General features: G+C 73.1%; 10 protein-coding genes. 6 read left to right on the top strand and 4 right to left on the bottom strand.

Annotation, left to right across the window (positions count from 1 at the left end; translation table 11 throughout):
- The 5 genes from DLJ58_RS32215 to DLJ58_RS32195 all read left to right on the top strand — a co-directional run.
- The coding region (locus DLJ58_RS32215; RefSeq protein WP_124862469.1) for a glycosyltransferase family protein at positions 1–454 on the top strand (454 nt) is incomplete at its 5' end.
- Between the two features lie 59 nt (positions 455–513).
- Entirely contained in the window at positions 514–711 is a 198-nt protein-coding gene (locus DLJ58_RS32210) for a cold-shock protein (RefSeq protein WP_030335323.1), read from the top strand.
- Between the two features lie 54 nt (positions 712–765).
- The gene (locus DLJ58_RS32205) at positions 766–3129 is read left to right on the top strand and encodes an RNA degradosome polyphosphate kinase (RefSeq protein ID WP_124862466.1); all 2364 of its coding nucleotides are present in this window, start codon (positions 766–768) and stop codon (positions 3127–3129) included.
- 24 nt (positions 3130–3153) lie between these two features.
- Entirely contained in the window at positions 3154–4674 is a 1521-nt protein-coding gene (locus tag DLJ58_RS32200; protein WP_124862462.1) for a CYTH and CHAD domain-containing protein, read from the top strand.
- Positions 4662–5540, top strand: coding sequence for an NUDIX hydrolase (locus tag DLJ58_RS32195; protein WP_112582029.1), 879 nt, complete (start codon positions 4662–4664; stop codon positions 5538–5540). Before DLJ58_RS32200 ends, DLJ58_RS32195 begins: the two co-directional genes overlap by 13 nt.
- A 77-nt stretch (positions 5541–5617) precedes the next feature.
- Here the strand turns inward: DLJ58_RS32195 and DLJ58_RS32190 are convergent, their stop codons facing one another.
- The 4 genes from DLJ58_RS32190 to leuC all read right to left on the bottom strand — a co-directional run bounded on the left by DLJ58_RS32190 (position 5618) and on the right by leuC (position 10765).
- A complete protein-coding gene (locus tag DLJ58_RS32190; protein ID WP_124862459.1) occupies positions 5618–7702 on the bottom strand; it encodes an endonuclease/exonuclease/phosphatase family protein in 2085 nt (694 codons plus the stop codon).
- A 162-nt stretch (positions 7703–7864) separates the two neighbouring features.
- Positions 7865–8545, bottom strand: a complete 681-nt coding sequence (locus DLJ58_RS32185) for an HU family DNA-binding protein (RefSeq protein ID WP_208741452.1) — start codon at positions 8543–8545, stop codon at positions 7865–7867.
- A 172-nt stretch (positions 8546–8717) separates the two neighbouring features.
- Positions 8718–9305 (bottom strand): 3-isopropylmalate dehydratase small subunit, encoded by a 588-nt coding sequence (gene leuD, locus DLJ58_RS32180; protein ID WP_124862453.1) that lies wholly within the window; start codon positions 9303–9305, stop codon positions 8718–8720.
- A 14-nt stretch (positions 9306–9319) separates the two neighbouring features.
- The gene (gene leuC / locus DLJ58_RS32175; RefSeq protein ID WP_124862450.1) at positions 9320–10765 is read right to left on the bottom strand and encodes a 3-isopropylmalate dehydratase large subunit; all 1446 of its coding nucleotides are present in this window, start codon (positions 10763–10765) and stop codon (positions 9320–9322) included.
- A 49-nt stretch (positions 10766–10814) separates the two neighbouring features.
- On the opposite strand from leuC, the gene DLJ58_RS32170 reads away from it, so the two are divergent.
- Positions 10815–11501 (top strand): IclR family transcriptional regulator, encoded by a 687-nt coding sequence (locus DLJ58_RS32170; RefSeq protein ID WP_007456408.1) that lies wholly within the window; start codon positions 10815–10817, stop codon positions 11499–11501.
- Positions 11502–11599: the final 98 nt, after the last annotated feature.

Below are 11599 nucleotides of genomic sequence, written 5' to 3'. Positions count from 1 at the left end.
GGCGGCGTCGCGGGCCGCCGGCGTGCGCGTGCTGCCGGACGCGCCGGACGCCGGCCTGAACGCGGCGTTCCGGCACGGGGCGGCCGGGGCCGCCGCCGGTTGGGTGGCCGGGATCACCGCGGACGTGCCGGCGCTGCGCCCGGCCGAGCTGGCCGGCGCGCTGCTCGCGGCGCAGAACGGTCGACCCGGGGTACGCCGGTTCCTGCCGGACGCACCCGGCGCGGGCACGGTGCTGCTCACCGCCGGGCCGGGCGTGCCGCTGGATCCGCGTTTCGGGGTGGGCTCGGCGGTCGCGCACGCGGCGAGCGGGGCGCTGCCGCTCGACGGCGACTGGCCCAGCCTGCGCCGGGACGTGGACACCGCCGCGGACCTGGCCGCCGCCACCCGGCTCGGGCTGGGGCCGCGCACGGCCGCCCTGGTGGCCGCCGGTCGCACCGCCCGCGCCGCCGGCTGAGCCGCCCGGGTGGGCTGAGCCCGCGCCACGGGGTGAACCACCGGGTGTACGGTGCCAGCATGCAGGGCACGGTGGCCAGCTACGACGCGGCGACGCGCAGCGGTGTCCTGCTGCTCGACGACGGCACCGAGATGCGCTTCCCCGCCCGGGCCTTCGACGCCTCCGGGCTGCGGCTTCTCCGGCTCGGGCAGCGGGTTCGCATCGACACCGATCCCGACGGCGAGGTTGTCCGGGTGACATTGCCGACGATGATCTGACCCGGCGAGCCCAAGTTCATTTTGCGTTTACCGTAATCGGGTGATTATGAGCGGGTGAGCACCCCTCGCGAGCAACCGGTCCACCCGCCCGCCACCGATCTCCGCAACGGCTCTCGTACGCGCGGCACCGATGGGCGCTTCCGCCCGTCCCGCGCCGAACGTGCCGGTGCCGCCCGCGCCGACACGCTCGCCGACGATCCCGGTGCCGCCTCCTCCGGGCTGGACGAGGTCATCGACCCCGCCCCGAAGATCGCAGCGGACGGCCCGGCCGCCGGTGACGTCCACCAGGTCCTGCCCGACGACCTGCCGACCGGTGCCGCACCGGAGGACGACGACGAGCCCCCGGCGGCCCCGCCGCTGCCCGAGGACCGGTTCCTCAACCGGGAGCTGTCCTGGCTCGACTTCAACGCCCGGGTGCTCACCCTGGCCGAGGACCAGCGCACCCCGCTGCTGGAGCGGGCCAAGTTCCTGGCCATCTTCGCCAGCAATCTCGACGAGTTCTACATGGTGCGCATCGCCGGACTGAAGCGGCGGCTCTCCGCCGGCCTGCCGGTGCGCGGCGGGGACCGGTTGCCCCTGCGTACGCAGTTGGAGCTGATCGCCGAGCGGACCGCCGCCCTGGGCGCCCGGCACGCCGCCTGCTTCGTCGACGACGTGCTGCCCAAGCTGGCCGACGAGGGCATCCGCATCCTGCGCTGGGGCGAGCTGGGCGACGGCGAACGGGAGCGGCTGCGCACCTACTTCCGGGAGCACATCTTTCCGGTGCTGACCCCGCTCGCTGTGGACCCGGCGCACCCGTTCCCGTACATCTCCGGGCGGTCGCTGAACCTGGCGGTGGCGGTTCGTGACCCGGACGGCGGTTCGGAGCTGTTCGCCCGGGTGAAGGTGCCCAACAACGTCCCCCGCTTCGTCCGGGTGGACCGGGACCAGCCGGGCGTCCGGATGCTGCCGGTGGAGGACCTGATCTCGGTGCACCTGGGGCAGCTGTTCAGTGGCATGCAGGTGGTCGAGTGCCACCTGTTCCGGGTCACCCGCAACGCCGAGGTGGAGGTCGACGAGGACCGCGACGAGGATCTGCTCCAGGCCCTGGAACGGGAGCTGGCCCGTCGGCGGTTCGGTCCCCCGGTCCGCCTGGAGGTCGCCGCGTCCATCTCCGACCACATGTTGGAGCTGCTGGTCCGCGAGCTGGACATGGACGACCAGGACGTGCTGCGGGTGCCCGGCCTGCTGGACCTGTCCGCGCTGTGGCAGGTCTACGGCGAGGCGGACCGGCCGGACCTGAAGGACCCGCCGTTCGTGCCGGCCACCCATCCCCGGCTCGCCGAGGGCGAGGTGCCGCGCAGCGTCTTCTCCACCCTGCGCGACGGGGACATCCTGGTGCACCACCCGTACCACTCGTTCGCCACCAGCGTGCAGCGCTTCATCGAGCAGGCCGCCGCCGACCCGAACGTGCTGGCCATCAAGCAGACCCTCTACCGGACCAGCGGCGACTCCCCGATCGTCGACGCGCTCGTCGACGCGGCCGCCGCCGGCAAGCAGGTGGTGGTGCTGGTGGAGGTGAAGGCCCGCTTCGACGAGGTGGCCAACATCGGCTGGGCCCGCACGCTGGAACGCGCCGGCTGCCACGTGGTGTACGGCCTGGTCGGCTTGAAGACGCACTGCAAGACCGCGCTGGTGGTCCGGCAGGAGGGCAACCAGATCCGTCGCTACTGCCACATCGGCACCGGCAACTACCACCCGAAGACGGCCCGACTGTACGAGGACTTCGGCATGCTCACCGCCGACCCGGAGATCGGCGCCGACCTCACCGACCTGTTCAACGTGCTCACCGGGTACAGCCGGCAGACCGCGTACCGGCGGTTGCTGGTCGCCCCGCAGGGCATCCGCAGCGGCCTCATCGAGCGGATCGAGCGGGAGATCTCGCACGTCCGCCTCGGCATGCCCGGCCTGGTCCAGTTCAAGGTCAACTCTCTGGTCGACGAGGGGGTGACCGACGCGCTGTACCGCGCCTCCCAGGCCGGCGTCCACGTCGACCTGCTCATTCGGGGCATGTGCACGCTGCGCCCGGGGGTGCCGGGGTTGTCGGAGAACATCCGGGTCCGCTCGATCCTCGGCCGGTTCCTGGAACACTCCCGGGTCTTCCGGTTCGGCAACAACGGCGAGGCCGAGTTCTGGATGGGCTCGGCCGACCTCATGCACCGCAACCTGGACCGCCGGGTGGAGGCGCTGGTGCAGGTGAGCGACCCGGTCGCCCGCGCCGAGCTGGACCATGTGCTCACCGCCGCGATGAGCCCCGAAGTGGACGCGTTCGAGCTGGCCGGCGACGGGACCTGGACCCGGCGTACCGGCGGTGGCGACACCGCCCCGGCCCATCTGCAGGAACTGCTGCTGCGCCGCGTCGGTGGCACGGCCAGCTGACCGCGCAGCGCATAGGCTGAGCTGATGGTCGAGGAGGAGCAGAAGTACGAGGTGGACGACGCCTACGTGCTGCCGGACCTGGCCGGCACGGCCCCGGCCGGCGGTCGGGTCCGGGCACTGCCACCGGTGACGCTGGTCGCCCGCTACCTCGACACGGTCGACCTGCGGCTGGCCCGGGCCGGTGCCTCGCTGCGCCACCGTCGGGGCGACGAGCTGCCCTGGACGGTGAAACTACCGACCGGGACGCCGGGCGTCCGGCACGAGATCTCCCGTGCCGGACCGAAGGGGCAGCCGCCTTCGGAGCTGGTGGAGTTGGTCACCGTCCTGCACCGGGGGGCGCCGCTGGCCCCGGTAACGGTGGTGCGGACGGTACGGCACGCGTACGAGGTGTGTGACCGGGCCGGCACGGTGCTCGCCGAGGTGGTGGACGACCGGGTGACAGTGCTCGACGACGCCGGCAGCACCACCGACACGTTCCGCGAGGTGGAGGTGGAGCTGAAGGCCGGCGACCGGAAGCTGCTCGACCGGGTCGGCGGGGTGCTGCGCGAGGCTGGCGCGCGGGGCGGGTCGTTCACGCCGAAGCACGTACGGGCGCTGGGCGCGACGGCGCAGGCCGATCCGGACCTGGTCGCGCCGGCCGGGCTGACCGCCGAGCCGAGCGCCGGTGACGTGGTGACCGAGGCGCTACGCAAGGAGATCCGCCGGCTGTTGGCGCACGACCCGCTGGTCCGGCTGCGCGCCCCGGCCGCCGGTGGCGACACCGCCGTGCATCAGATGCGGGTGGCCTGCCGACGCCTGCGCAGCGATCTGCGCACCTTCAAACCGTTGCTGCGAAAGACCTGGTCCCGCCCGCTGCGCACCGAGCTGCGCTGGTTGGCCGACGTGCTCGGCGCGGCCCGGGACGCCGAGGTGCTGCGCGCGCGGCTGCGCCGTACCGCCGACGCCGATCCGCTGAGCCCACTCGACCGGGGCGCGGTGGACCGGCTCGACGCGGTGCTGGCCGAACGGCAGCGGCGGGCGCTCACCGCCATCGACGAGATGCTGCGCTCCGCGCGCTACCTGGCCCTGGTGGACTCCCTGGTGCTGGCCGCCCGCGCGCCCCGGTTCACCCGCCGGGCGGCAGCGCCCGCCGCGCAGGCGCTCCCCGCGCTGGTGGCCCGCCCCTGGCGGCGGTTGACCGGGCCGGACGGCGTCGGCGGGCTCGACGCGCAGTCGCCGGACGACCGCTGGCACGCCGTCCGCAAGGAGGGCAAGCAGGCCCGGTACGCGGTCAACGCGGTGGCCCCGACGGTCGGCAAGGGCGCACGGCGGCTGTCCCGCGCACTCGCCCGGGTGCAGGACGTGCTCGGCGAGCACCAGGACGCGGCGGTGGCGGCGGACACCTGGTTGGAGATCGCCGCCGAGCGACCGGACGACCACGAGCTGGCGGTCACCGCCGGGCGGCTGGCCGAGCGGGAACGCCTGTCGGTACGCCGGACGCGGGGTCTCCTCCCGGCTGCCTGGCACCGGGCCACCCGGCGACGGCGCACCAGTTGGCTGCCGTGACGGGCATCCGGGCGGCGGGCGGGGTGGCCTGGCGGCCGACCGACGACGGCGTACGCGTCTGCGTGGTGCACCGCCCTCGTTACGGCGACTGGACGCTGCCGAAGGGCAAACTGGAGCCGGGCGAGCACGCGCTGGCCGCGGCGGTGCGTGAGGTGGCCGAGGAGGCCGACGTGCGGGGCGTGCCGCAGGTGCGGCTGCCGTCGGTGCGGTACCGCAGCGAGGGGCAACCCAAGCTGGTCGACTACTGGTCGATGCTCGCGGTGGCCAGCGGCGGTTTCCAACCGGACACCGAGGTGGACGACATCCGCTGGCTCGCGGTGGACGACGCGATCCGGTTGGTCAGCTACCCGCACGACGCCGAGGTGTTGGCGGCGTTCGCCGCGCTGCCGTCGGTGACGGCGACGGTCGCGCTGGTTCGGCACGCGCACGCCGGTAAGCGGGCCACCTGGTCCGGCCCGGACGTCGGACGGCCCCTGGACGCCGAGGGCTGGGCCCAGGCGAGCACGCTGGCCGAGCTGATCGCCCTGATCCGACCGGCCCGACTGGTGTCGGCGTCGCCGCGACGGTGCGTGCAGACACTCGACCCGGCCGCCGCGTTGCTCGACCTGCCGATCGAGGTCTGCGGCGACCTGGACGAACCACAACCCGGCCAGCAGAGCGACGAGCAGATCCTGGCCACCGCCGCCCGACTGCTGGAGCTGGCCGGCACCGGTGGGCAGTCGGCGGTGTGCAGCCAGGGCAAGGTCCTGCCGGGCGCCCTGGAGCGGCTGACCGGCCGCACCGATGAGGACTTCGCCACCCCGAAGGGCGGCGGGTGGCTGCTCGCCTTCGCCGCCGACCGGCTGCTCGCCACCGATCGCCTGTAGGGCCCGGCGTTCACACGGGCCTGGCTTCGCACGGGCCGGCATTCGCACGGGCCGGCATTCGCACGGGCCTGGCTTCGTCAGCGGGGCGGCAGGGTCACTGTCACCGCGACCGGCAGGTGGTCGCTGGCCGTGCTGCGCGGCGCGACCGGGTCGCCGGGGGTCAGGCCGGGCGAGACAAAGATGTGGTCGATCTGCTGGCGCGGGTCGTCCGCCGGGCTGGTCGCCAGTGGTCGGGCGGCGGCCAACGCGTCGACCAGGCCGACCTTGGTGAACTCCGCGAACGCCTCGTCGCCCGGCTCGGTGTTCAGGTCACCCGCCACCACCAACGGCCGACCCGCTGCGTACCCGGTGGCGAATTCGGCGACCGCGCGGGCCTGGACCACCGGGCCCTTGCCGGGCGGCGGTTGCAGGTGGGTGCTGACCACAGCGGTACGGACACCGTCACCGAGGTCCAGCGTGACGGCAAGGGCCTGCGCTCCGGTGGGCGCACCGACGGCGGCCAGCGGCAGGGTCCGCGGATCGCGTACCGGCCAACGACTGAGCACCGCGTCACCCCAGACGGGGTCGGCGGCCGGCCCGAAGACGTACGGCATACCGAGCCGGTCTGACAACAGGTCCAGGGTGTCGTGCCCGCCGTTGAGCAGCCACGCCCGGTCCACCTCGCTGAGCAGCACCACGTCGGGCCGTTGCCGGTCGACGACCTGGGCGAGGCCGGTCAGGTCGAACCGGCCGTCCAGCCCGAACCCCATCCGGACGTTGTACGCCACCACCGTCAACCGTTGCGGTGGGCCGTCCCGGTTGCTGGCCACCGGCACCTCGTCGGCGAGCACCGGTGCCAGCAGGGCCAGCGCGGTGACCGCGGCGGCGGCCCGGAGCGGCGGAAACGGCCCGGGAAGCCAATGGACGACGGGACGGGTGGTGAAGGCCACGGCGGCGATCAGCACGGCCACCACCACCGGCACCGCCGCGTTGGGGTAGCCGAGGTCGTAGGCCGAGTAGTAGCCGACCGCCCCGAGCGCGAAGACGAGCATCCCGGCGGCGACCGCGTACCCCCGCCGGGAGGCGCTGCCGCCACCAGCAGTGCCGGCGCTCGCAGTGCCGGCGCTCGCAGTGCCGGCGCTCGCAGTGCCGGCGCTCGCAGTGCCGGCGCTCGCAGTGCCGGCGCTCGCAGTGCCGGCGCTCGCAGTGCCGGCGCTCGCAGTGCCGGCGCTCGCGGTGCCGCTGGCAGGCTGGCTGGCGTCGTCGGTCAGCGCGAGGCAGGCGCCGAGGCCGACCGCGGCGAGGAGGATGGCCGGCAGGAGCAGGTCGCCCCGGTCGAGGGCGAACAGCACCGCGCCGCCGAGCAACGCCACCGGGCCGTACGCCCGGCCCCACCCACTGGGCGGCCGGGTCAACGCGGCGCACAGGAACCCGGCGACCGCCACCGGCACCGGGGCCAGGCCGAACAGCGGCGAACGAGCCACCCCGTCCCCGGCGACCAGGTACGACATCCCGGTCCGGGCCAGCGCCGGGGAGAGCGCCACCATTCCGGCCAGCAGCAGCGCCGGCCCGGCCAGCAGCCAGGCTCGGCCACCACCAGGGCCGACAGGGGCGTCAGCGGAGCCGACAGGGGCGTCAGCGGGGCCAGGGCGGGCGTCACCTGCACCGCCATGCTGGCCGGGTTGCGCCGTGCCGACCAGGAACACCGCCACCGCCACGGCGCTGAGCAGCCAGGCGACCCAGTCACCCCGCCAGACCATGTCGACGGTGTCCAGCACCGCGTGCAGGGCCGCGTTGACCGCGAACCCCAACGCCAGCCCCGGGACCGGGCGGTCGGTGTCGGCGGCGACACCGACCAGCCAGACCAGCCCGGCGAGCAACCCGGCGGTGGCCAACCAGAGCTGCGTACGCCCGCCGGGAGCGGCGGTGAGCGCGAGCCGGGCGACGGCGAGCGCGACGGCGGCGACGACGGTGACCGGGCGGGCTCCGACCCGGCGGACCAGGGCGGGCGCGCCCATCGCGAGCACGAACCAGCCGAGGGCGAACGCCCCCATCAGCTCGGCCGGGGTGGACGCCGCCTGCCCGAAGATGGTGATGATGCCGGGCAACCAGACCCGCAGCACGTCGATGAGGAGGAGCACGCCCAGCGCGAGCGTGGCGGTGGTGAGCTGGCGGTAGCGCACCGGCGCCCCATTTCCCGTCGACGGGCCGGCCCAGGGGTGGCCGGCACGGCGATTCTGCGCGAGCGCGCCAACCCGGTCAACGGTCCCCGTACGCCGAAAAGCCGTCCCGGTACGCCGAAAGGGCGCCCACCCACTGGTGGACGCCCTTGCGGTACGGGTCGGTCAGCGCTTGCTGGCCGCCTTCTTGGCTGGAGCCTTCTTCGCCGGCGCCTTCTTGGCCGCCGTGCTCTTGCTCGCCGCGGTGGTCTTCTTCGCCGCGGTCGACCGGGTTGCGGCGGTGGTCTTCTTCGCCGCGGTGGTCTTCTTGCCGGCGGCCGTCTTGGTCGCCGTGGTGGTCTTGCTCGCCTTGGCCGGGGCGGTCTTCTTGCTGGCGGCCGTCTTGGTCGCCGTGGTGGTCTTGCTCGCCTTGGCCGGGGCGGTCTTCTTACTGGCCGCCTTCGCCGTGGTCGCCTTGGTGCCCGCCGCCTTGGCGGTGGCCGCCTTGGTGCCGGTCGCCTTCGTGCCCGCCGCCTTGGCCGTGGCGGTGCTGGTGGTGGCCTTCTTCGTCGCCACCGTGGCCTTCGGCACCTTGCCGCTGGCCACCATCTCCTTGAACCCGGCGCCGGGGCGGAAGGTCGGGACTGACGTCTTCTTGACCTTCACCGCCTCGCCGGTACGCGGGTTGCGCGCTGTTCGCGCGCCACGCACACGCTTTTCGAATGCTCCGAATCCAGTGATCGCCACCTTCTCGCCCTTGGTGACCGCCGCCTGGACCTCGGTGAGGACCGCGTCGAGCGCGGCCGTCGCCATCTTCCGGTCCCCCAGGCGAACGGCGAGCGCCTCGATGAGCTCGGCCTTGTTCACGACTTCCTCCCGATTGTGCAACTGACTCGTCGCGAGCCATTCTGCGCGCACGGTATGCCCTGTGCTGCCGGGACACAAACATTCGGTAGAAAAAAGCCCTTGTGTCGTAACGGATTCACCCCCACCGGATGGACCGATGGGGGTGAAATCCGCTGTGCGGGCGGCCTAACGGCTATGCCACGGAGGGCAGGAACGGCAGCCGGCGCGCCTCGTAGGAGTCGATGTCGGCGGCGTGGCGGAGGGTGAGTCCAATGTCGTCGAGGCCTTCCAGGAGGCGCCAACGGCTGAAGTCGTCCAGCGGGAACGACCAGCTCGCGTCCCCCGCCCGGACCTGGCGGGCGGTCAGGTCGACGGTCACCGCAGTGGTGGGATCCGCCTCGACCAGGTCCCACAACTCTTCGACGGCTTTCAATTCCAACTCGACCGGCAACAGGCCTTCCTTGAGGGCGTTGCCGCGGAAGATGTCACCGAAGCGCGGGGCCACCACTGCGCGGAAGCCCCAGTCCCGTAGCGCCCACACGGCGTGCTCCCGGGAGGAGCCGGTGCCGAACTCCGGGCCGGCGATGAGGATCGACGCGCCGGAATAGTTTTCATCGTTGAGCACGAATGCCGGATCTTCCCGCCAGGCGTTGAACAGCCCGTCGGCGAAGCCCGTCCGGGTCACCCTCTTGAGGTACACGGCGGGGATGATCTGATCGGTGTCCACGTTGGACCGGCGCAGCGGCACGGCGGTGCCGGTGTGGGTGGTGAACTTGTCCATCTCGTCGGTCCCTTCTACAGGTCGGCGGGGGCGGCCAGCCGGCCGACCACGGCGGTGGCGGCGGCCACCGGCGGGGAGACCAGGTGGGTACGCCCGCCCCGGCCCTGACGGCCCTCGAAGTTGCGGTTCGAGGTGGAGGCGGAGCGCTCGCCCGGCTTCAGCGTGTCGGGGTTCATCCCCAGACACATGGAGCAGCCGGCGAACCGCCACTCGGCCCCGGCGTCGGCGAAGACCTTGTCCAGACCCTCGGCCTCGGCTGCCTCACGCACGGCGGCGGAGCCGGGCACCACGAGCATCCGGACGCCGTCGGCGACCCGGTGGCCACGCAGCACGTCGGCGGCGGCCCGTAGGTCCTCCAGGCGACCGTTGGTGCAGGAACCCACGAAGACGACGTCGATGGGCAGCTCCCGCAGCGGGGTGCCGGGGCGAAGGTCCATGTACTCCAGGGCCCGGCGCGCGGCGGTGCGCTCCGAGTCGGTGGTGAACTCCTCAGGGTCCGGCACCGGGGCGCTCAGCGGCGCACCCTGCCCGGGGTTGGTGCCCCAGGTGACGAACGGGGTGATCCGGCTGGCGTCCAGGGTCACCTCGGCGTCGAAGCGCGCGCCCTCGTCGGTGGGCAACGTCCGCCACCACGCCACCGCCGCGTCCCAGTCCGCGCCCTGCGGCGCGTTCGGTCGACCCTTGAGGTACGCGAAGGTGGTCTCGTCCGGCGCGATCATGCCGGCCTTGGCACCCCACTCGATGGACATGTTGGCGATGGTCATTCGCCCCTCCATGGAGAGGGCGCGGATCGCCTCGCCGCGGTACTCGACGATGTGCCCGCGACCTCCACCGGTGCCGACCTGCGTGATCAGCGCGAGCACCAGGTCCTTGGCGGTCACGCCGGGCGCGAGCTGGCCGGTGACGTTCACGGCCATCGTCTTCGGCCGGCTCTGCGGCAGCGTCTGGGTGGCCAGCACGTGCTCCACCTCGCTGGTGCCGATGCCGAAGGCGAGCGCGCCGAAGGCGCCGTGGGTGGCGGTGTGCGAATCGCCGCAGACGATCGTCAGGCCCGGCTGGGTGAGACCGAGCTGCGGGCCGATCACGTGCACGATGCCCTGGTTGTCGTCGCCGAGGGGGTGCAGTCGCACCCCGAACTCGGCGCAGTTGCGGCGCAACGTCTCGATCTGCGTACGCGACGTGGGGTCCGCGATGGTGAGCAGGTCACCACGACGGAGGCGGAACGCCGGGTCGGCGTACCCGGTCGGGGTGTTGTGGTCCTCGGTCGCGAGGGTCAGGTCGGTACGGCGCACCCGGCGCCCGGCGAGCCGCAGCCCGTCGAAGGCCTGCGGGCTGGTCACCTCGTGCAGCAGGTGCAGGTCGATGAAGAGCAGGTCCGGCTCACCAGCGGCGGACCGTACGACGTGCGCGTCCCAGACCTTCTCGGCCAGGGTCCTCGACTCAGGAGTGACTCCCACCATCTGGACATCCTAAATTCTGGGAGGTAAGTTTCGGCTTGTGGGACACAGTATGAGCGGTGTCGGCGTTCTCGACAAGGCGGTGGTCATCCTGGCCGCCTGCGTGGACGGCGCCAGCCTGGCCGAACTCGTCGAACGCACCAAGCTGCCCCGGGCCACAGCACATCGCCTGGCCCAGGCCCTGGAGATCCACCGAATGCTGGTGCGTGACACCCAGGGCAGATGGCGGCCCGGCCCCCGCCTGGGCGAGCTGGCCAACGCCGCACCGGACGTTCTGCTGACCGCCGCCGAGCCACTGCTGGCCGCGCTGCGCGACGCCACCGGTGAGAGCGCGCAGCTCTACCTGCGCCGCGCCGACGAACGGATCTGCGTGGCGGCGGCGGAACGCGCCAGCGGTCTGCGGGACACCGTTCCGGTCGGCTCGGTGCTGCCGATGACGGCCGGCTCCGCGGCCCAGATCCTGCTCGCCTGGGAGCCGCCGGAGGCGGTGATGCCTCTGCTGCCGCGCAGCAAGTTCACCGGCCGCACCCTCGCCGAGGTACGGCGTCGTGGCTGGGCGCAGAGCGTCGCCGAGCGGGAGGCCGGTGTGGCGAGCGTCTCCGCCCCGATCCGCGACCGCACCGGCCGGGTCATCGCCTCGGTCAGCATCTCCGGCCCGATCGAGCGCCTGGGCCGTCGCCCCGGCGAACGCCACGCCATGGCCGTGGTAAGAGCCGGCCAACGCCTGTCCGGCCTCTAACCCCCCAACACCTTCCCGGGTTGATCATGAGGTTAACGCCACCGACATCGGCGTGTCGCTGCGCTAACCTCATGATCAACAAGGGGTGGGGGCGACGG

This window comes from Micromonospora arida, from assembly GCF_003857035.1.
Lineage (GTDB): Bacteria > Actinomycetota > Actinomycetes > Mycobacteriales > Micromonosporaceae > Micromonospora > Micromonospora arida.
This window is presented reverse-complemented; position numbering and strand designations above follow the sequence as displayed.

Coding starts and splice junctions, on each gene's coding strand:
- DLJ58_RS32210 (WP_030335323.1), top strand. CDS start 514: ATGCAGGGCACGGTGGCCAGCTACGACGCGGCGACGCGCAGCGGTGTC.
- DLJ58_RS32200 (WP_124862462.1), top strand. CDS start 3,154: ATGGTCGAGGAGGAGCAGAAGTACGAGGTGGACGACGCCTACGTGCTG.
- leuD (WP_124862453.1), bottom strand. CDS start 9,305: ATGGACAAGTTCACCACCCACACCGGCACCGCCGTGCCGCTGCGCCGG.
- leuC (WP_124862450.1), bottom strand. CDS start 10,765: ATGGTGGGAGTCACTCCTGAGTCGAGGACCCTGGCCGAGAAGGTCTGG.
- DLJ58_RS32170 (WP_007456408.1), top strand. CDS start 10,815: ATGAGCGGTGTCGGCGTTCTCGACAAGGCGGTGGTCATCCTGGCCGCC.